Source organism: Celeribacter baekdonensis (assembly GCF_900102315.1).
Lineage (GTDB): Bacteria > Pseudomonadota > Alphaproteobacteria > Rhodobacterales > Rhodobacteraceae > Celeribacter > Celeribacter baekdonensis.
The window spans coordinates 343101-362335 of the sequence record NZ_FNBL01000002.1; the positions used below are offsets into that span (position 1 = coordinate 343101).

General features: G+C 59.8%; 16 protein-coding genes. 13 read left to right on the plus strand and 3 right to left on the minus strand.

Translation table 11 applies throughout. The features are described from left to right. Positions 1–83 precede the first annotated feature (83 nt). Positions 84–299, minus strand: a complete 216-nt coding sequence (locus tag BLT54_RS05875) for a DUF1127 domain-containing protein (RefSeq protein ID WP_074642158.1) — start codon at positions 297–299, stop codon at positions 84–86. Between the two features lie 344 nt (positions 300–643). Here BLT54_RS05875 and BLT54_RS05880 point away from each other — a divergent pair, with 344 nt between their 5' ends. The 9 genes from BLT54_RS05880 to murD all read left to right on the plus strand — a co-directional run bounded on the left by BLT54_RS05880 (position 644) and on the right by murD (position 11898). Further along, on the plus strand, positions 644–1738 hold the full coding sequence (locus tag BLT54_RS05880; protein WP_074642161.1) for an Mrp/NBP35 family ATP-binding protein: 1095 nt from the start codon (positions 644–646) through the stop codon (positions 1736–1738). 695 nt (positions 1739–2433) lie between these two features. Then, positions 2434–2925, plus strand: a complete 492-nt coding sequence (gene mraZ, locus BLT54_RS05890) for a division/cell wall cluster transcriptional repressor MraZ (protein ID WP_342707843.1) — start codon at positions 2434–2436, stop codon at positions 2923–2925. A gap of 1 nt (position 2926) precedes the next feature. Further along, positions 2927–3937: a 16S rRNA (cytosine(1402)-N(4))-methyltransferase RsmH gene (gene rsmH, locus BLT54_RS05895; protein WP_074642164.1), complete on the plus strand. Its 1011-nt coding sequence runs from the start codon at positions 2927–2929 to the stop codon at positions 3935–3937. A 13-nt stretch (positions 3938–3950) separates the two neighbouring features. Then, positions 3951–4307 carry a cell division protein FtsL gene (gene ftsL, locus BLT54_RS05900; RefSeq protein ID WP_074642166.1) on the plus strand — a complete coding sequence of 119 codons (357 nt, stop codon included), beginning with the start codon at positions 3951–3953 and terminating at the stop codon, positions 4305–4307. Further along, positions 4304–6103, plus strand: a complete 1800-nt coding sequence (locus BLT54_RS05905) for a peptidoglycan D,D-transpeptidase FtsI family protein (RefSeq protein WP_074642168.1) — start codon at positions 4304–4306, stop codon at positions 6101–6103. Before ftsL ends, BLT54_RS05905 begins: the two co-directional genes overlap by 4 nt. A gap of 90 nt (positions 6104–6193) precedes the next feature. Next, on the plus strand, positions 6194–7666 hold the full coding sequence (locus tag BLT54_RS05910) for a UDP-N-acetylmuramoyl-L-alanyl-D-glutamate--2,6-diaminopimelate ligase (RefSeq protein ID WP_074642170.1): 1473 nt from the start codon (positions 6194–6196) through the stop codon (positions 7664–7666). After that, positions 7663–9096 (plus strand): UDP-N-acetylmuramoyl-tripeptide--D-alanyl-D-alanine ligase, encoded by a 1434-nt coding sequence (locus tag BLT54_RS05915; protein ID WP_074642172.1) that lies wholly within the window; start codon positions 7663–7665, stop codon positions 9094–9096. The genes BLT54_RS05910 and BLT54_RS05915 overlap by 4 nt, the downstream gene beginning before the upstream one ends. Before the next feature lie 13 nt (positions 9097–9109). Further along, complete coding sequence (gene mraY / locus BLT54_RS05920; protein WP_074642174.1) at positions 9110–10192, plus strand: phospho-N-acetylmuramoyl-pentapeptide-transferase; 1083 nt, start codon at positions 9110–9112, stop codon at positions 10190–10192. 308 nt (positions 10193–10500) lie between these two features. Then, positions 10501–11898 (plus strand): UDP-N-acetylmuramoyl-L-alanine--D-glutamate ligase, encoded by a 1398-nt coding sequence (gene murD / locus BLT54_RS05925; protein WP_074642176.1) that lies wholly within the window; start codon positions 10501–10503, stop codon positions 11896–11898. A 61-nt stretch (positions 11899–11959) separates the two neighbouring features. On the opposite strand, the gene BLT54_RS05930 is transcribed toward murD, so the two are convergent. Beyond that, positions 11960–12958, minus strand: coding sequence for a helix-turn-helix domain-containing protein (locus BLT54_RS05930; protein ID WP_074642178.1), 999 nt, complete (start codon positions 12956–12958; stop codon positions 11960–11962). A gap of 151 nt (positions 12959–13109) precedes the next feature. On the opposite strand from BLT54_RS05930, the gene BLT54_RS05935 reads away from it, so the two are divergent. After that, positions 13110–14132: an alpha/beta hydrolase family protein gene (locus BLT54_RS05935; protein ID WP_074642516.1), complete on the plus strand. Its 1023-nt coding sequence runs from the start codon at positions 13110–13112 to the stop codon at positions 14130–14132. 86 nt (positions 14133–14218) lie between these two features. Here BLT54_RS05935 and BLT54_RS05940 read toward each other — a convergent pair whose 3' ends face one another. Continuing rightward, on the minus strand, positions 14219–15151 hold the full coding sequence (locus BLT54_RS05940) for an L-lactate dehydrogenase (protein ID WP_074642180.1): 933 nt from the start codon (positions 15149–15151) through the stop codon (positions 14219–14221). 265 nt (positions 15152–15416) lie between these two features. Between BLT54_RS05940 and ftsW the strand changes: the two genes are divergently transcribed. From ftsW to murC, 3 genes are read left to right on the plus strand one after another with little or no spacing between them, the layout of a single operon-like run. Next, positions 15417–16583, plus strand: coding sequence for a putative lipid II flippase FtsW (gene ftsW / locus BLT54_RS05945; RefSeq protein ID WP_074642181.1), 1167 nt, complete (start codon positions 15417–15419; stop codon positions 16581–16583). Positions 16584–16596: 13 nt separating this feature from the next. After that, a complete protein-coding gene (gene murG / locus BLT54_RS05950) occupies positions 16597–17697 on the plus strand; it encodes an undecaprenyldiphospho-muramoylpentapeptide beta-N-acetylglucosaminyltransferase (protein ID WP_074642183.1) in 1101 nt (366 codons plus the stop codon). A gap of 46 nt (positions 17698–17743) precedes the next feature. Then, the gene (gene murC, locus BLT54_RS05955) at positions 17744–19147 is read left to right on the plus strand and encodes a UDP-N-acetylmuramate--L-alanine ligase (RefSeq protein ID WP_074642184.1); all 1404 of its coding nucleotides are present in this window, start codon (positions 17744–17746) and stop codon (positions 19145–19147) included. The last annotated feature ends 88 nt before the right edge of the window (positions 19148–19235 follow it).

A 19235-nucleotide genomic window follows, 5' to 3' on the forward strand; every position in this document is an offset into this window, starting at 1 on the left:
TGCGCGGCGACGTCAGGGAGGAGGAGAGACGCCGCCGCTTTTATCAGGGCCCAGGGAGGAGGAAGGGCCGTGATGTCGTAAACTTATTTGCCGTAAGCGGCCTCGTAGGCCACGGCGTTGATCGATGCGCGGGACATGCCCAGATCGGCCAGATCACGGTCGGTCAGACCGGACAGCTCAAGCATTGTTTCGCGGTAAACTTTGTAGCGTGCGAACCGTTCTGCCAAAGATTTGAACAGACCGCCGAAAGAAGCGGAGGAGGCCGGTGCGGCACTGCGAATGTCGTTTGCGTAAGTCATGTGACTTTAACCTTAGTATGCGTTCAGGCGATTTGCCCGGAGTGAGTGCGATCTGACTTTGGCCGGTTCCGCTTTTCGAACTACCCTTGCGGGGGTCGGTTTAAAGCGGTTTGGGCTTTGGCGCTGTCGCTCGTTGCTTGAGTACAATTTGGGGGAATTGCTGCGAATGCACAATCCCTTGCCTCGTCAATGCTGCCATGCAGAAAATGCATGACCCATGCTGACCTATTTACACGCCAGGATTGCGCTACCAGCGGGGCGGGGCGAAAAGCGGCAGATTGAGTGGTGGAATTGGGTCAGCAAAGGGCCTATTTCGGAGGGAGAGCAAAAGAGGGATAGGATCTATGCCCGTAGAACACGACAGTATCATGACGGTCTTGAGGGGCATTGTTTTGCCTGATGGCACGAATCTTGTGGATTCGGACCGCGTGCGTGCCCTGAATGTTGAGGGTGACGTGGTGCGTTTCGTTATTGAAGCCCCCGATGCGACAGCGGCGCGCGCCTGGTCCGGGATTGAGGCCGAAGCCAAAGCGCGGCTTGAGGCCTTGGAGGGGGTTGGCAAGGTCTCCATCGTGATGACCGCCCATGGCCCGGCCGGGTCCACGCCGCCGCCAGCCGCGACTGGCAAAGAGCCGCCCAGCCTCAAAATCGGTCGTCACCCAACGCCACAACAGGGCAAGACCAAGCCCGCAGGCGTTAAAAACGTCATCGCCATTGCCTCGGGCAAGGGCGGTGTGGGCAAATCCACCGTTGCCGCCAACCTTGCTGTTGCCTTGGCCAAAATGGGTCGCAAGGTCGGGCTTTTGGATGCGGATATTTATGGCCCGTCGCAGCCGCGGATGATGGGGGTGAACAAGCGCCCCGCCAGCCCGGATGGCGAAACCATCGAGCCGCTTCATGCCCATGGTGTCACTTTGATGTCGATCGGCTTCATGATCCCGGATGGTGAGGCCGTGGTCTGGCGTGGGCCGATGTTGATGGGCGCGATGCAACAGATGCTGGGGCAGGTGGCTTGGGGCGAGTTGGATGTGCTTCTGATCGACATGCCGCCGGGCACGGGTGATGTGCAGCTCACGCTGGGGCAAAAAACCGACCTGACCGGCGCGCTTGTGGTGTCGACACCACAGGATGTGGCCCTGATTGATGCGCGGCGCGGGATTTCGATGTTCAACAAATTGAACATTCCGGTGCTGGGCCTGATTGAGAATATGTCGATGTATATCTGTCCGAACTGCGGCCATGAGGCACATATTTTTGGTCATGGCGGCGTGGCGGAAGAGGCCGAAAAGATCGGCGTGCCGTTCTTGGCGCAGCTGCCTTTGGCGCTTGAGGCGCGGATCGCCGGGGATGAAGGTGTGCCGATTGCCGCGACCGACAGCCCGCTGGCCGAGCCCTATATGCAACTGGCGCAGCGCTTGGTGGCGGGTGGCATGGCCTGATCACGACATTGGCGGCGGTTTGTAACGCGCGGGGCGAGGGCTCCGCGCGTTTTTGTTTGGGCGGCGCAGTCGTCTTTTGGGATTTCATGAGAGCGGTGGGATTTTATGGTACTTTTGGGAATTCATGACATTTTACGGGGATCTTATCCCAATTCATCCTCACGGCGAATCACTTACCTGTGGATAACTCGGTGGAGTTTTGTGATTTTGCTGGGGGCATGTGGATTTTTTCGCTCCTCTGATCTGTGTGGCGGTGGCTTCCGTTTTGTCTATATGTAGTTGGATTGATCTATGCTTAACCAACATGCGGTAAAATACCTGTGATCTCGGGGTGCAACATCTGGTTTTAATCCAGCCCTGTGGGCAACATCTGGGGGCTGTGTGTAAGAAATCCATTGATTACCATGAATTCCCGTGCCAAATTGAACGCATCAGATGAGACGGGAATGAGCGGCGCATTCAAGACCGCAAACAAAACCCCAAAGTCAGGTTTCATACAGGCCCCGCTTTCATCCGTACAAAGAGATTCGACGCGCATGCGAGCAGACATCCCCCCAGATGGCGCGCGCAGTCGGACAGCCCGGATACCGGGACGAGGGCGGCGGATCGAGCAGTGGCAGCAGCTCGGTCCGCCGTTTCGCATTCAAAGGCCCCGACATTGGGGTGGACAGGTAAAGGAGCGCCGCGTGGCCGGCATGTTCATTGGCGAACACACCTTTAAGGTGGACGGAAAGGGACGCGTGTCGATCCCTGCCGATTTTCGTCGTGAACTCGAAGAGGGCGACCCCCTTGCCACGCAATCCGGACGTCCGCGCATGGTCATCGTCTATGGCCATGACAAACAAAAGCAACTCATCGTGCACACCTATGACGGCTATCGCCGCCTTGCCGCCGATATTGCCGCGCTCCCGCGCGGATCGGAAAAGCGCAAGATCATGGAGCGCATGATCCTGAACCGCGCTCGCCCGACCGAAGTGGATGCCGATGGCCGTTTGGTGTTGCCGCAGCCGTTGCGTGACAAGATTGACCTCGACGGCACCGCCTATTTTGCCGGTCTGGGTGAGACATTTGAGATTTGGAAGCCCGAAACCCACGCCGAAGTCGATGCGGCTGTGACGGAAAAATGGCTGGACGAGCAGGGGGATGATTTCGATCCTCTGAGCCTTTTGGACGATATGGGGGTCTAAAATGACCACAGATATCCCTCCCGTCGAAGCGCCTGACAAAAAGCCCCATATCCCCGTTCTGTTGCGTCCGCTGTTGCGCGAATGCGCGCCGATCCGTGGGCGTTGGTTGGATGGCACCTTTGGCGCGGGCGGCTATACCAAGGGTCTGATCGCTGAGGGCGCAGAGATGGTTTACGGTGTCGACCGCGATCCTTTGGCGCATGAGATGGCGCAAAGCTGGATCAATGAACCGGCCTATGCGGGTAAGATCAAATTGGTGCTTGGCACGTTTTCCAAGCTTGATGAGTACGCCTCGGAGCTGGATGGCGTGGTGTTGGATTTGGGCGTCTCGTCCATGCAACTCGACATTGCCGAACGCGGCTTTTCGTTCATGCGCGACGGGCCGTTGGACATGCGCATGTCCCAAGACGGCATGACCGCGGCGGAGTTTGTCAACACGGCGGATGAGGGCGAAATCGCGGCGGTGCTGTTTCATTACGGCGAAGAAAAGCAGTCGCGCAAAATCGCCCGTGCTATCGTTCAGGATCGCGCGGAAAAGGCACCGTTTGAAACCACGTTGCAATTGGCGGGGCTGATCGAACGGCTTTTGCCACGCAAGAAACCGGGTCAAAGCCACCCGGCGACGCGCACGTTTCAGGCCATTCGCATTGCCGTGAACGACGAGTTCGGTGAGTTGATCGAAGGGCTTGAGGCGGCCGAGCGCGCGCTCAAACCGGGCGGGCAATTGGCGGTCGTCAGTTTTCATTCGCTCGAAGACCGTGTGGTCAAACGGTTTTTGCAACAGAGGGCCTCGACGGGCGGGGGCGGGTCGCGCTATGCCCCGGTTCAAGAGGCGAAAACGCCCGGATTTGAGCAGTTGTCCAAGGCAATCGGTCCCGATGAAGACGAGTTGGTAGACAACCCGCGTGCCCGCTCGGCGCGCTTACGGGTTGCGCGGCGCACGGATGCGCCGGCCCTCGGTGTGGATCGGTCCGATCTTGGCCTGCCAAAATCCGTAATCAGTTCAAGGTGAGGTCCGGTGAGAAATGCGTAGCTTTTATTTTATCGTTTCTGCTCTGATGGTTATGGCGTTGGCCTTTTGGGCCTACCAAGAAAACTATGCGACGCAACAGGTGCTGCGTGATGTCAGCCAAATCCAACGCGAGATCGGTCATCAGCGCGAAGAATTGGCCGTGCTCAAGGCTGAATGGGCCTATCTGAACCGTCCCGAACGTCTGCGCGATCTGGCGGAGATCAATTTTGACCGGCTGGGTCTTTTGCCGTTTTTGCCCGAACAATTCGGGCGTGTTGATCAGATCAGCTTTCCAGTGGAGGAGGATCTGTTGTTTGAGCTGAGCAATCCCGTCGATGTGGTGGGCTCTTTGGAGGCGATCGAGCCATGAGCATACGGACCCCTTTACGCCCTCTGGCCCGCGTTTTGTCCGCCCGCTCCAAGGGCGAAAATCCCGACGCGATTGAGCGCGAAAACCTGCGTTTGCGCCACGAAGAGATGCGCGACAGTTCGCGGTTGCGTGCCGAGGGGCGGCTTTTGGTGTTGGGCCTGTGCTTCGTCTCGGCTTTTGTCGTCGTCGGCCTTAAAATGGGGCAGGTCTCGGCCACTGTGCCCGAAGAACCGCGCGCCGAGGCCTCTGGCACGCCGATCCTGGCACAGCGCGCCGATATTGTGGACCGCAACGGGCGTATTCTGGCCACCAACCGGGTGACCAATTCGCTTTACGCCCAACCGCGAGAGATGGTCGACCCGGTGCATGCCGCGCAAGAATTGGCGCGTATTTTTCCCGATCTCGATCAGGATCGGTTGATCCGCGATTTCACCGGCAAGCGTAAGTTCCTGTGGATCAAGAAAAAAATTGCCCCTGAACAACAACAAGCCGTGCATGACATTGGTGAGCCGGGCCTGTTGTTTGGCCCGCGCGAAGAGCGGCTTTATCCCAACGGCAAATTGGCGGCGCATATTTTGGGCGGCACCAAATTTGGCCGCGAAGGCGTGATGAGCGCCGAGATCGTTGGTCAGTCCGGGATTGAAAAGGCGCGCGACAGCTATCTGAGCGACCCGTCGAATGGCGACAAGCCACTGCAATTGTCGATTGATCTGACCGTGCAATCGACCGTGCGCGAAGTGCTCTATGGCGGGATGCGGATGTTGGATGCCAAGGGTGCGGCCGCCGTGATGATGGACGCGCAGACCGGCGAGATCATCGCCATGGTGTCGCTGCCGGATTTCGACCCCAATTCACGCCCGACCTTTGCCGGGCAAAAAGACGGCGAAAACCCGCGGTTCAACCGCGCGGTGCAAGGGGTCTATGAGCTTGGCTCGACCTTTAAAATCTTTGCTGCCGTGCAGGCGATGGAGATCGGTCTTGCCACCCCGGAGACTTTGATCCCGGCCAAACCGCCGTTTCGCTGGGGCAAATACACCATTGGCGAATTCGAGGGCCACAATTACGGGCCGACGTTGAGCCTCAATGATATGATCGTCAAATCCTCGAACGTGGCGACCGCGCATGTGGCACAGCAAATCGGGGTGGAGCGGCAACAGAGCTTTCTCAAATCTCTGGGCTTTTTCGAAGCCACCCCGGTGGAACTGTCCGAGGCCCCCTCGGGCAAGCCACTTTTGCCGCCGCATTGGTCGGAACTTTCGACGCTGACCATCGGTTTTGGTCACGGCCTGTCGGCTTCGCCGCTGCATCTGGCCTCCGCCTATGCCTCCGTGCTCAATGGCGGCACGCGGGTGGAGCCGACCTTGATCAAGCGCACGGGTTTTACCCCCAAAGGCCCGCGCGTCGTGCGCGAAGAGGTCTCAATCGCGGCGCGCTCCATGTTGCGCCAAGTGGTGTCAAACCCGGCAGGTACGGCCAGTTTTGCCGAAGTGCCGGGCTATCACGTCGGTGGCAAAACCGGCACAGCGAACAAACCCAAACCCACGGGCGGCTATTATGACGACCGCAACATCAACACCTTTGCGTCGATCTTTCCGGCGGAAAATCCGAAATATGTGCTGATCGTGACCATGGATGAGGCGTCCGACACCTCTGGCCCCAAACCGCGCCGCACTGCCGGTTGGACCGCTGTGCCGGTTGCCGCTGAGGTGATCCGTCGCACAGCCCCCTTGATGGGAATGCGACCCGAGATTGAAACCGGTGCCCAAGCTGCGCTAACACTGACCGCATCACGTTAAAGCGTTTTGCTTTGATCCCGTTCGGGTCTTTATGCGGATCAAAATGCGGATCAAATCGAAACCAAAGTCGCAAAAAGGGCGGGTGTTGCCATGATGAAAACGCTATCCGAGCTTGGATTGACCGCGCAGGGCGGGCGGGAGTGTACGATCACCGGCCTTTCTGTTGACAGTCGGCAGACCATGGAGGGGCATTTGTTCGCCGCTTTGCCCGGCGCGCGGGCGCATGGGGCGGAGTTTGTGCAAATTGCTTTGCGTATGGGCGCGCGGGCGATTTTGACCGATCCCGAAGGCGCGCGCATCGCGCACGAGGCGATCAAGGATCACGATCCCGCCTTGGTTGTGGTCGAAGATCCGCGTCAGGCGCTGGCCTATGCGGCGGCGCTTTATTATGGTCGCCAACCGGAGGTCATGGTGGCGGTCACCGGCACCAATGGCAAAACCTCGGTGGCGACCTTCACCCGGCAGATTTGGCAGATTTTGGGGATGCGTGCGATCAACATCGGCACCACCGGCGTTGAAGGCGATTGGCAAGCGCCAAGCCCACACACCACGCCCGAACCGATCACTCTGCACCGGATGTTGTCGGAGGCCGCAAACGCAGGCGTCACCCATGGCGCGATGGAGGCGTCGAGTCACGGTCTGGCACAGCGCCGTTTGGACGGGGTCGGGTTGACGGCGGCGGCATTCACCAATTTCACCCAGGACCACTTGGATTATCACGCCACGTTCGAGGCCTATTTTGCCGCCAAAGCCGGGCTGTTTACGCGGATTCTGCCCGAAGACGGTGTGGCCGTGGTCAATATCGACGATGCGCGCGGGATGGAGATCGAGGGCCTCTGCGCCGAGCGTGGCATTGACGTGATGCGGGTCGGGCGCTCGGACGCTGCCGATCTGCGCGTTATGGGGCAACGGTTTGATCCGACGGGGCAGGACCTGCGCGTCGATTTCGTTGGCAATATCTATCAAATCCGGCTTGATCTGATCGGCGGGTTTCAGGCCGAAAACGTCTTGGCGGCGGCGGGTTTGGTCATGGCCTCGGGCGCGGACCCGGAGGAAGTGTTTTCCTGTCTGCCCGAACTCACAGGTGTGCGTGGACGGATGCAACATGCGGCGACGCGGGGCAACGGCTCGGCGGTGTTTGTCGATTACGCCCATACGCCCGACGCAGTTGCCACCGCGATCAAGGCGCTGCGCCCGCATGTCATGGGGCGGATCATTGCCATCGTCGGCGCGGGCGGCGACCGTGACAAAACCAAACGCCCGTTGATGGGCCGCGCGGCACAAGAGCATGCCGATCTGGTGATCATCACCGACGACAATCCCCGCTCCGAAGACCCCGCGGCGATCCGCGCCGAGGTCATGGCAGGCGCGCCTGATGCGATGGAAGTGGCGGATCGCGCCGAGGCGATCCTGCGCGGTGTCGATGCGTTGCAGCCCGGCGATGCCCTGTTGATTTGTGGCAAAGGCCATGAGAGCGGGCAGGTGATTGGCGACGATATTTTCCCGTTTGATGATGTGGAACAGGCATCTCTGGCGGTGTCTGCATTGGATGGCGCGCTGTGAACGGGGTTTTATGGACCTCGGATGAGGCGGTGGCGGCCACGGGTGGCCGCGCCACGCAAGGTTTTGAGATCACAGGCATTTCGATTGACACCCGGACGCTTCAGCCGGGGGATTTGTTCGTCGCTCTGGCCGATGTGCGCGATGGTCATGACTTTGTCGCACAGGCTTTGGCCAAAGGCGCTGCGGCGGCTTTGGTGTCGCGTTTGCCCAAAGGTGTCACAGAGGCTGCGCCGCTGTTGATTGTCAACGATGTCTTGCCCGCGCTCGAACGTCTGGGCGTTGCTGCCCGCGCCCGCGTCACGGGCAAGGTGATTGGCGTCACCGGCTCCGTTGGCAAGACCTCGACCAAAGAAATGCTGCGCGCGATCCTTAGCCAACAGGGCAAAACCCACGCCGCCGAGGCCAGTTACAACAACCATTGGGGCGTGCCTTTGACCTTGGCGCGGATGCCGCACGACACCGAATTTGCCGTGCTTGAGATCGGCATGAACCACCCCGGCGAGATTGCACCCCTGGCCCGTATGGCCCGCCCCGATGTGGCGATGATCACCACCGTTGCCCCGGCGCATTTGGCGGCCTTCGAGAATATCGAAGGTATTGCCCATGAGAAGGCCGCGATCTTTGACGGGCTGGAGCCGAATGGTGTGGCGGTGATCAATGGCGATCTGGCTGTCACCGATATTTTGGCCGCGGCCTGGTCCGGCGACATGATCCGGTTTGGCGAAGACGAAGCCTGTGCCGCGCGTCTGATTTCGGTCGATCTTGAGGACGGGGCAACGCTTGCCCATGCTAAATTTGCCAATGTGACATTGGCCGGGGCCGAGATCGACACCCAAAGCATCGACTTTCGTCTTTCCACCGCCGGTCGTCATTTTGCCGCCAATGCGGTGGGCTGTTTGGCGGTGATTTCTGCGCTTGGCGCCAATGTGGCGCAGGCGGCGCGGGATTTGGCGCTTTGGGCGCCCCCTGCGGGACGCGGCGCGCGCGAAACGGTGACAGTGCCTTTGGGCGCGCCGATTGAGTTGATTGACGATGCGTTCAACGCCAACCCCACCTCCATGGGCGCAGCACTTGAGGTTTTGGCTAAAGCCACGCCCAACACAGGCGGTCGGCGGGTGGCGATTTTGGGCGATATGTTGGAATTGGGCCCGCAAGAAACGGCGATCCACAAAGGCCTCGCCGCCTTGCCGTGGTTTGCGGTGATCAACGTGGTGCATTGTGTCGGACCGCTGATGCGCGGACTTTATGAGGCCTTGCCAGAGGCGCGACGGGGCGCGTGGTTTGCGACCGCTGTTGAGGCCCGCGAGGCGCTCAATAGCTTGGTCGGGCCGGGTGATGTCGTCCTGATCAAAGGCTCAAAAGGCGCAAAAGTCAGCCTTCTGGTTGACGCGCTTCGTAAATTGGGGCACGGCCTGCCCAACGGCTCATAAGAGGTAAACACAGATGCTGTATTGGTTAACCGGACTGTCCGACGGGGGCGATGTTTTCAACCTCTTTCGCTATATCACCATGCGGTCGGGCGGCGCGTTTTTCACCTCTTTGATCTTTGCGATGCTCTTTGGCCGCCCCTTGATCAACATGCTGCGCCGCCGTCAGGGAAAGGGTCAGCCGATCCGCGATGACGGCCCTGAAACTCATTTTGCCAAGGCGGGTACGCCGACAATGGGCGGGCTTTTGATCCTGACCGCGCTGTTGCTTTCGACGCTTTTGTGGGCGCGGCTCGACAATCCCTATGTCTGGATCGTGCTGTTCGTGACCTATGGCTATGGCCTGATCGGGTTTGCCGATGACTATGCGAAAGTCTCGAAAGCCAACACCAAAGGCGTTTCAGGCAAGGTCCGTTTGGGTCTTGGGTTCCTGATCGCAGCGATTGCCGCGATCTGGGCCTCGATGGTGCACCCGGATGAATTGGCCTATCAATTGGCCCTGCCGGTGTTCAAAGATGTCTTGGTCAACATGTCCTTCGCCTTCATTCCTTTCGCGATGATCGTCATCGTTGGTGCGGCCAATGCGGTGAACCTGACGGATGGTCTCGACGGCCTTGCCATCATGCCGGTGATGATCGCGGCGGCGACGCTGGGCGCGATTGCCTATGTCGTCGGTCGGGTCGATTTCACCGATTACCTCGGCCTGCATTACGTGCCTGGCACGGGGGAAATCCTTGTGTTCACCGCGGCTTTGATCGGTGGCGGTTTGGGCTTTTTGTGGTTCAACGCTCCTCCTGCGGCGGTGTTTATGGGCGACACCGGCTCACTGGCGCTTGGCGGCGCTTTGGGGGCGATCGCTGTGGCCACGAAACACGAGATCGTTTTGGCCATCGTCGGTGGCCTCTTTGTGGTCGAGGCGCTGTCTGTGATCATCCAGGTGCTCTATTTCAAACGCACCGGAAAACGCGTGTTCCTGATGGCCCCAATCCACCACCATTACGAGAAAAAAGGCTGGTCGGAACCGACCATCGTGATCCGATTCTGGATCATCTCTCTGGTGCTGGCGTTGATCGGTCTGGCGACGCTGAAACTGCGCTGATTGCCTGGCTTTGAGGGGGGGGGGGCGGCCCCTCTGCGCAAAGCGCATTCACCCCGGGATATTTTCAGACAAAAGAAGGGCGGGGGCAACTCTGCCCTTTTCTCATTGGGGACGCGGGGCTTTGACCTCTTGCGCCACTGGTCATTTACGTCGGCCCGCGACATAAAGCGTTCCGCCATAAACCTGACTCAGGGGTTTATGGCGGAACGCCCACAACATTGATATGTCTGGCAGCGTCACGCCTTTCCCCTGCCTCAGGTTAAAGGCGTGACGCTTTAGTCGAACGCAAAGAGAGAGACGGTGAAAACATGATTCCTGTATATGGATATGAGGGCCGCAAGGTGGCGGTTTTGGGGTTGGGGCGCTCTGGTCTTGCCACGGCGCGCGCGCTTGAGGCAGGCGACGCCTTGGCGCTGTGTTGGGACGACTCGGTGGAGGCGCGCGAGGTGGCTGAGGCCGAAGGGCTGACCCTCCATGACCTGACCAAAGCCGATGCGTTCGAGGGCGTGTCCGCGCTGATTGTTTCGCCCGGCATTCCGCATCTGTACCCCGAACCGAACAGGATCATCGCGCGGGCCTGGGACGCGGGCGTGCCGGTCGACAATGACATCGGGCTGTTTTTCCGCTCGCTTGGCGCGGGCGATTGGATGGACAATGACACGCCGCCGCGCGTCATTGCCGTGACCGGGTCGAACGGCAAATCCACCACTTCGGCGCTCATTCACCACATTTTCGAGAGTGCGGGCCATCGCACCCAATTGGCCGGGAACATCGGGCGTGGCGTCTTGGACATCGAGACGCCGGAGGAGGGGGAGGTGATTGTGCTGGAGCTGTCGAGCTACCAGACCGATATTGCCCGCTCGCTCACCCCCGATGTGGCGGTGTTTACCAATCTGTCGCCCGATCATCTGGACCGTCACGGCGGGATGGGCGGATATTTTGCCGCCAAACGTCGGTTGTTTGCCGAGGGCGGGCCGGACCGCGCGGTGATTGGCGTCGATGAGAATGAGGGCCGATATTTGGCCAATCAATTGGTCGAAGGGTTCGAGGACAGCCGCCTGATCCGTGTGTCTTCGGGGCAGAAATTGGCTGGGCCGGGGTGGAATATTTTCGCGCGCAAAGGGTTTTTGTCTGAATGGCGCAAGGGGCGGCAAGCGGCCTCGATTGATCTGCGCGAAATGTCGGGTCTGCCCGGCGCGCATAACCATCAAAACGCCTGTTGTGCCTATGCCGCCGCGCGGGCGCTGAATCTGCCGCCAAAGATCATCGAAACGGCGCTGGCGTCCTTTAAGGGGCTGCCGCACCGGTCGCAGCTTGTGCGAGAGTTGAACGATGTGCGCTATGTGAACGACAGCAAGGCGACCAATGTCGACGCCGCCGCCAAAGCGTTGCAAGCCTTCCCCCGCATCCGCTGGATTGCAGGCGGGATGGGCAAAGAGGGCGGCATATCGGCGCTACAACCGCATTTGGGCGCGGTGGCCAAGGCCTATCTCATCGGCTTTTCAGCCCGCGATTTCGCGCTGCAAATTGGCGATACACCCTATGAGATTTGCGAAACCATGGAGGTTGCCGTGGCAAAAGCGCGTGCTGAGGCGGAGCCGGGCGATACGGTTTTGCTGGCCCCTGCGGCGGCCTCATTTGACCAATACCCGAATTTTGAAAAACGCGGCGAAGCCTTTGCTGCTGAGGTTGAAAAGCTGATGTGAGGCGCGCGGAGACTTTGCGCCCGGATCAAGGCACAGGCCACATGTCAGCGCCGGGCGGTGATCAGGCCGGCGGGCCAATGTGCTGCGCCTGCCAGTCCCTTGGGTTTGTGCCGGTCACGCGCAAGAATTCCCGGTTGAAGTTTGACTTGGTGTTGAAGCCGCATGACAGCATCGCGTTGGTCACATTTTGCCCTGCGGCCAGCGCCTCCTGCGCCGCTTTGATCCGCGCGCCATTGATATAGCGCGACACGTTTTCGCCGGTCACACGGTTGATCGCGGCGGACACTTGTTTTGCGGGCACGAGCAATTTGCGCGACAAATGCGCCAATGTCAGATCGGGGTTGAGATAGAGGTGCTGGTTTGCCATCAGCGTTTCTAATTTTGCCACGATTTCGATGTCGTGATCTGAGAGGGGGAGCTCTTGCTCGGGGTCCTCGTCGGACGGGCTGGTTTCGAGGGAGGTGGAGAGGCTGAGCGCGCCGATGATCAGGATGATCCCACTTGAATACACGCTGATGATCCAAGGTTGCAGGCCGGGCACGCCCAATATTTGTACCGCGACGATCAAGACATCGCTCAACCCCGACGCAATGAGGGTTGCGCCCATCACTTGCCAAATCCGTCCCGGCAGATCCCCCGCGGCGATCCGCATCCGGGGCATGGCATCGGCGCCTTGCAAACTGACCCAAAGAAGGGCGATGCCATAGCCGCAAAACAGCACAGGGATCAGCGTATCAAGACCGTTTGGCGCGACAGCAAGGCTTACCAGCGCACAGAGCGGCCCGAGCAGGTTGAGAAGGTCTGATGTGGCAAAGGACCGGATCGCCGTGGTTTGAAACGCCACCCACGCCATTGGTGGAATCAAAGTGGCGGTGATCGGTTGGATGTGTCGAAACCCCGGCACATGGTAATGCTGGGCCAGAGAGATGATCAAACCTTGCAGGGCACAAAGCGCCAAAAGAAGAACCAAAGGTTCGTGTCGGCGGCCATTGATCCACACGCGCAACAGCAAAAAGCCCAAAACAAGCGAGGAGATCAGCGGAATGGGCAGGCTGGGCATGGCGGCGGTCCTTTGGAGCGGGTGTCGGGCATTCTCTACGTCCTAAAACCCGATCTTGGCGACCTAAAACAGGTTTTAGGACGCGCAATAGGCCAGAACAGGTCACCTGTCCGTCATGTCCTTTCAAATGGAGTAACCAATGACGTATTTCATGCCCCGTCTCTTCGCCCTCAGCCCCATCCTCAGCCTTGCACTCGCGGCATCAGGGGCCGCCGCCGATCCGGCGGGCTACAAAGCGTTCACCATATATGCACCGCATCACCAACGGGATATGGAGGGTGCGGTTTGGTCTCCGACAGACGGTGCAGGGCGCAGCGCGGTCTTTGCCGAAAATCCGATCTTTTACGGCGTGGATATTGTGGAAGACGCCCCGGTTCTGGAAGGTCTTCATCCGGTTGTGGTGTTGAGCCACGGCATGGGCGGGACGGTCCGGTCCCTGGCATGGTTGGCCTCGGGGCTGGCCGAACAGGGGGCGGTGGTCATCAGCGTCAATCACCCAAATTCAACATGGGGCGATTTTGATTTGGCGGCGAATTTGCATCACTGGACGCGGGTCCAAGACCTGAGTCTCGCGCTTGATACGGTCATGGCAGATCCCGAATTTGCGGGGCATTTGGACATAAACCGCGTGATGGTTGCGGGCTTTTCCTACGGTGGCTGGACGGCACTTTCGATGGGGGGTCTGCGGGGCAATCGCGCGGGATATATCGCCCATTGCGACAGCTATGGCGCGGCGTCCGTTCATTGCGGGGATGTGCAGGCTGCGGGGCTTGATCTGACCGATGTCGATGAAACGGCTTGGAACGCATCTTATGCTGATCCGCGCATCACGCATGTGAGCGCGATTGATCCGGGGCTTGTTTGGGGGGTGGACAGTGCCGATGTTGCAGGCCTGTCGGAACACACTCGGCTGATCGGGTTGGGTGCGGGCGCTGACCGTCTTTTGGCGGCTGATTTCGACACAAGCGGCTTTGCCGCCTTGCTGCCAGATGCGAGGATCGACCGGATTGTTCCAGCCACGCATTTCAGCGCAATGCCGCTGTGCAAACCGATGGGGGCGGCCATTTTGGCCGAAGAACAAGACGATCCGGTGTGCACAGATCCCGAAGGCACCGACCGTGCGCAGGTTCATGCCGAGATCATTGATCACATATGGGCGGATCTGAGCCGCTGACGCGGGTTCTCCCTGATTTTGACGATCGAAGATTTTGACGATCTAAACGTTGGCCGCGAAGCCGCCCGTCCCTGCGGGCGGCCCCCTCAATACTCCAAGGCATCCAATGTGGTTTTGAGCAATCGCGCCGACGCCCCAAGCGCTTCGTGTTCGGCATCATTGAGTTCCGGGAACAGGTCCGCGACCACGCCCTGCGCGCCGACGATGCGGGGGATGGAGAGGGCGACGTTGGACACGCCTTCGACCTTTGGCGTCACGATGGACACGGATAAAACCGTCTGTTCATCACGCGCAACGGCGCGGAACAGCCGTTCAAGCCCGGCCCCAATCCCGTACCATGTCGCGCCTTTGCCGTTGATGATCGTATAGGCGGCGTTGCGCACGCCATCGTCGATTTTGGCCTTGATGCCTTCGGTCAAGGGCACGCGCATCTGGGCGGAAAACTCTTTGACCGACAAGGCCCCGGCACGGGCGGAAGACCAACACAAAACCTCACTGTCGCCATGTTCCCCCAAAACATAGGCATGGACCGAACGGGGCGAGACGCCCAGATGTTCGCCGATCAAATGCCGAAACCGCGCCGTGTCCAAGATCGTGCCCGACCCGATCACACGGGTGGGGGGCAGACCGGACAGCTCCGTGGCGATCTGGGTCATGATGTCGACCGGGTTGGTGGCAATCAGCAGCACCGCGTCAGGGGCGGCGTCCAAAACTTTGCCGATGATTTGCCGAAACACCTCGGCGTTGCGGGCCAAAAGTTGCAACCGGCTTTCGCCCGGCTTTTGGCCAACGCCCGCCGCCAAAATCACCGCCCCGGCCCCTTTGAGGTCCGCATAATCGCCCGCTGTCACCACGGTGGAGGAGGCAAAGGGCACGGCATGGGCGATGTCTTCGGCCTGCGCTTTGGCCAAGGCGGCATTGTAATCGACAAAGACGATTTTGCTGGCGGTGCCTTTCAACGCAATGGCGTAACCTGCCGCCGATCCGACCATACCCGCGCCAACGATGCCTATTTTCATATTTTGTCTCCGCTTCTCTCGCTGCAAAATCTGTTAGCGCCACCATGGGGTGGTTCGCCCACCAGATCAATGACCGGGATCAATGACCGGGATCAATTCGGTTTCCCGGATATGTCCCCAAGAGGCGGGTGGCGTCAGCAAAGGACCGCACAGCACCGTCAAAGCGCGCAATCTGTAGTAGCGCGGGGCGTCAAAACACGCTAGATTGGTGAGATAGACCCGAAAAATCGGGCAGATGAGTAAAAACGAGGCAGTAGGCGGTCCCATGACAGAAATGGTGTATGGCTCCATCCCGGATCGGGTTGGCGAGCCGGTTCTTCCGCGTTGGTGGCGGACAATCGACAAATGGGCGCTGTCATGCGTTTTCATCTTGTTCGGCATTGGGCTTTTGTTGGGGCTCGCGGCCTCACCGCCCTTGGCGCAGAGAAACAATTTTGCCTCGTTCTATTACGTCCAGCGTCAGGCGTTCTTTGGCTCAATCGGCTTGGCCGTGATGATCCTGATCACCATGATGGACCCGGCCCGCGTGCGCCGTTTCGCCGTGGTGGGCTTTGCCGCCGCTTTTGTGTCGCTGCTGTTGTTGCCCTTCTTTGGGACGGATTTTGGCAAAGGCGCGACCCGGTGGTTTTCCTTTGGTTTCGCCTCGGTGCAGCCCTCTGAGTTTCTCAAACCCGCCTTTGTCATCACCGCCGCATGGCTGATGGCCGCCGCTCAGGACATTGGTGGCCCTCCGGGGCGGCTCTATTCCTTTATGTTGGCCGCCGTGATCGTCGTGGCATTGGCATTGCAGCCGGATTTCGGTCAGGCCGCGCTGATCCTTTTTGCTTGGGGCGTGATGTATTTTGTTGCGGGTGCGCCGATGTTGTTGCTTGCGGGCATCGCCGGGATGGTGGTTTTGGGCGGCATGTTTGCCTATAACAATTCCGAACACTTTGCCCGGCGCATCGACGGGTTTCTGAACCCTGCCATCGACCCCACCACCCAGATCGGCTATGCCACCAACGCCATCCGCGAGGGCGGGTTTTTTGGCGTCGGTGTGGGCGAGGGGACGGTAAAATGGTCGCTGCCCGATGCGCATACCGATTTTATCATCGCTGTGGCCGCCGAAGAATACGGGCTGATCCTCGTGCTGATCATCATCGCGCTTTACGCCACGATCACCGTGCGCTCGCTCTGGCGGCTGTTGCGCGAACGCGATCCGTTCATTCGCCTGGCGGGCACCGGGCTGGCCTGCGCCTTTGGCATTCAGGCCTTTATCAATATGGGCGTGGCGGTGCGGCTTTTGCCCGCCAAGGGCATGACACTGCCGTTTGTGTCCTATGGTGGCTCATCTGTGATCGCCTCAGGCATTGCACTTGGCGCGCTTTTGGCCTTTACCCGCACCCGGCCGCAAGGCGAGATCGGGGACCTCCTGCTCCGGCGCGGTCGCTGAAAAGAGAGTTTCCATGACCCAATCTGCCCCCCTCATCATCATCGCCGCTGGCGGCACTGGCGGCCATATGTTCCCGGCCCAAGCCCTCTCTGAGGTGATGTTGGCGCGTGGCTGGCGGGTCAAATTGTCGACTGATGCGCGCGGGGCGCGTTACACCGGGGCCTTCCCGCAAGCCGTCGAGATCGACACTGTGCCCTCCGCCACCTTTGCGCGCGGCGGTCTTTTGGCCAAGGCGATGGTGCCTGTGCGCATTGTCGGCGGGGTGTTCTCCGCCATGACCAAATTCCTGCGCGACAAACCCGCCGTTGTGGTCGGGTTCGGCGGCTATCCGGCGATCCCGGCGGTGGCAGCGGCGACGTTGATGAAACTGCCGCGGATGATCCACGAACAAAACGGCATTTTGGGCCGGGTCAACGAGGTCTTTGCCAAACGGGTCGACCGCGTCGCCTGTGGCACTTGGCCGACCAACCTGCCCGAAGGGATCAACGGCATACATGTTGGCAATCCGGTGCGTGCGAGCGTGTTGGACAAATACGCCGCCCCCTATATTGCGCCGGGCGATTATCCGATGGAGATTTTGGTGATCGGCGGCTCTCAAGGCGCGCGCATTCTCTCGGATGTGGTGCCCGCCGCGATTGCGGCGCTGCCCGAAGCGATGTTGGCCAATTTGCGGATCAGCCAACAGGCGCGCCCTGAGGATTTCGACCGGGTTGTGGAATTTTATCAGACCCAAGGCATCCAGGCCGATGTGCGGCCATTTTTTGACGACATTCCGAAACGGATGAGCGAGGCGCAATTGGTGATTTCGCGGGCCGGGGCCTCGACCGTGGCGGATATTTCCATCATCGGGCGGCCTTCGATCCTGATCCCCTATGCCGCCGCAGCAGGCGATCACCAATCGGCCAATGCGCGCGGGTTGGTCGAGGCGGATGCCGCAATCATGATCCCCGAAAGCCAGTTGACGGCAGAGACATTGAGCGAACAGATCGAAATGGTTCTGGGCCATCCTGAGGGCGCTTTGATGATGGCGCAGGCGGCGCTGTCTGTGGCCAAACCGCAGGCGGCGTATGATTTGGCCGATATGGTCGAACATCTCGCCAGCCACCCGCAATAAGACCTGATCCGATAACAATAAGACAAGTGACGAAACGAGGACCGAGATGAACGCCAGTGCCACCAAACTTCCCATTGAAATGGGCGCCATCCATTTTGTCGGCATTGGCGGCATCGGCATGTCGGGCATCGCCGAAGTCTTGCTCAACCATGGCTATCAGGTGCAAGGCTCCGATCTGAAGGCCAGCAAAATCACCGACCGTTTGAAGGAACTCGGTGCGGTGATTTACGAGGGCCAGCGGGCGGAGAATTTGGACAATGCCGAGGTGGTGGTGATTTCAAGTGCGATCAAACCGGGCAACCCGGAATTGGACGCCGCCCGTCTCAAAGGCCTGCCGGTGGTGCGCCGTGCCGAGATGTTGGCGGAATTGATGCGCCTCAAATCCAACGTCGCCATCGCCGGCACCCATGGCAAAACCACGACCACCACCATGGTTGCAACGCTTCTGGATGCGGGGGGCTTGGACCCGACGGTGATCAACGGCGGCATCATTCACGCTTACGGCTCGAACGCCCGTGTCGGGCTTGGTGAATGGATGGTGGTGGAGGCTGACGAGTCAGACGGGACATTCAATCGCCTGCCCGCGACCATCGCCATTGTCACCAATATCGACCCCGAGCATATGGAGCATTGGGGCACGATCGAAAACCTGCGCCAAGGCTTTTATGATTTCGTCTCCGGCATCCCGTTTTATGGCCTTGCCGTCTGTTGCACCGACCACCCGGAAGTGCAATCTTTGGTCGGCAAAATCACCGACCGCCGGGTTGTGACCTACGGGTTCAATGCCCAGGCCGACGTGCGCGCGATCAATCTGACCTACAAAAAAGGTGTCGCGCATTTTGACGTGGTGCTGGCCGCTGAGGATAGGGTGATCGAGGGCTGCACCCTGCCGATGCCGGGCGATCACAACGTCTCAAACGCGCTGTCTGCGGTTGCCGTGGCGCGGCATTTGGGGATGAAAACCGCCGAGATCAAAGAGGCTCTGGCGCATTTTGCCGGGGTCAATCGTCGTTTCACCAAAGTGGGCGAGGTGAATGGCGTCACCATCATTGACGATTACGGCCACCACCCGGTCGAGATTGCCGCTGTGCTCAAAGCCGCGCGTCAGGCCTCTGAGGGCCGTGTGATTGCCGTGCATCAGCCGCATAGGTATTCGCGCCTTCACAGCCTGTTTGACGATTTTTGCACCTGTTTCAACGAGGCCGATGTGGTTGGCATCGCCGAAGTCTATGCGGCGGGCGAAGAGCCGATCCCCGGTGCCTCGCGCGATGATTTGGTTGCAGGCCTGATCCGTCACGGCCACCGTCATGCCCGCGCTGTGACCTCTGAGGAGGATCTTGAACGGCTGGTGCGCGAACAGACGCGGCCCGGCGATATGGTCGTCTGTCTTGGGGCCGGGACGATTTCGGCCTGGGCGCATGGCTTGCCCGCACGGCTCGAAAAGGCATAACTTAAAGGTCAAAGATCGCCGTCTTGATCCGCGTCACGGGGCCGTGGCACGGGCCGCGCTATTTTGCGGTTTATGACAGCGACAATGC

What these genes read in the sequence shown, in the direction of transcription:
- BLT54_RS05875 (WP_074642158.1), bottom strand. Translation starts at nt 299, where the DNA reads ATGACTTACGCAAACGACATTCGCAGTGCCGCACCGGCCTCCTCCGCT.
- BLT54_RS05880 (WP_074642161.1), top strand. Translation starts at nt 644, where the DNA reads ATGCCCGTAGAACACGACAGTATCATGACGGTCTTGAGGGGCATTGTT.
- mraZ (WP_342707843.1), top strand. Translation starts at nt 2,434, where the DNA reads ATGTTCATTGGCGAACACACCTTTAAGGTGGACGGAAAGGGACGCGTG.
- rsmH (WP_074642164.1), top strand. Translation starts at nt 2,927, where the DNA reads ATGACCACAGATATCCCTCCCGTCGAAGCGCCTGACAAAAAGCCCCAT.
- ftsL (WP_074642166.1), top strand. Translation starts at nt 3,951, where the DNA reads ATGCGTAGCTTTTATTTTATCGTTTCTGCTCTGATGGTTATGGCGTTG.
- BLT54_RS05905 (WP_074642168.1), top strand. Translation starts at nt 4,304, where the DNA reads ATGAGCATACGGACCCCTTTACGCCCTCTGGCCCGCGTTTTGTCCGCC.
- BLT54_RS05910 (WP_074642170.1), top strand. Translation starts at nt 6,194, where the DNA reads ATGATGAAAACGCTATCCGAGCTTGGATTGACCGCGCAGGGCGGGCGG.
- mraY (WP_074642174.1), top strand. Translation starts at nt 9,110, where the DNA reads ATGCTGTATTGGTTAACCGGACTGTCCGACGGGGGCGATGTTTTCAAC.
- murD (WP_074642176.1), top strand. Translation starts at nt 10,501, where the DNA reads ATGATTCCTGTATATGGATATGAGGGCCGCAAGGTGGCGGTTTTGGGG.
- BLT54_RS05930 (WP_074642178.1), bottom strand. Translation starts at nt 12,958, where the DNA reads ATGCCCAGCCTGCCCATTCCGCTGATCTCCTCGCTTGTTTTGGGCTTT.
- BLT54_RS05935 (WP_074642516.1), top strand. Translation starts at nt 13,110, where the DNA reads ATGCCCCGTCTCTTCGCCCTCAGCCCCATCCTCAGCCTTGCACTCGCG.
- BLT54_RS05940 (WP_074642180.1), bottom strand. Translation starts at nt 15,151, where the DNA reads ATGAAAATAGGCATCGTTGGCGCGGGTATGGTCGGATCGGCGGCAGGT.
- ftsW (WP_074642181.1), top strand. Translation starts at nt 15,417, where the DNA reads ATGACAGAAATGGTGTATGGCTCCATCCCGGATCGGGTTGGCGAGCCG.
- murG (WP_074642183.1), top strand. Translation starts at nt 16,597, where the DNA reads ATGACCCAATCTGCCCCCCTCATCATCATCGCCGCTGGCGGCACTGGC.
- murC (WP_074642184.1), top strand. Translation starts at nt 17,744, where the DNA reads ATGAACGCCAGTGCCACCAAACTTCCCATTGAAATGGGCGCCATCCAT.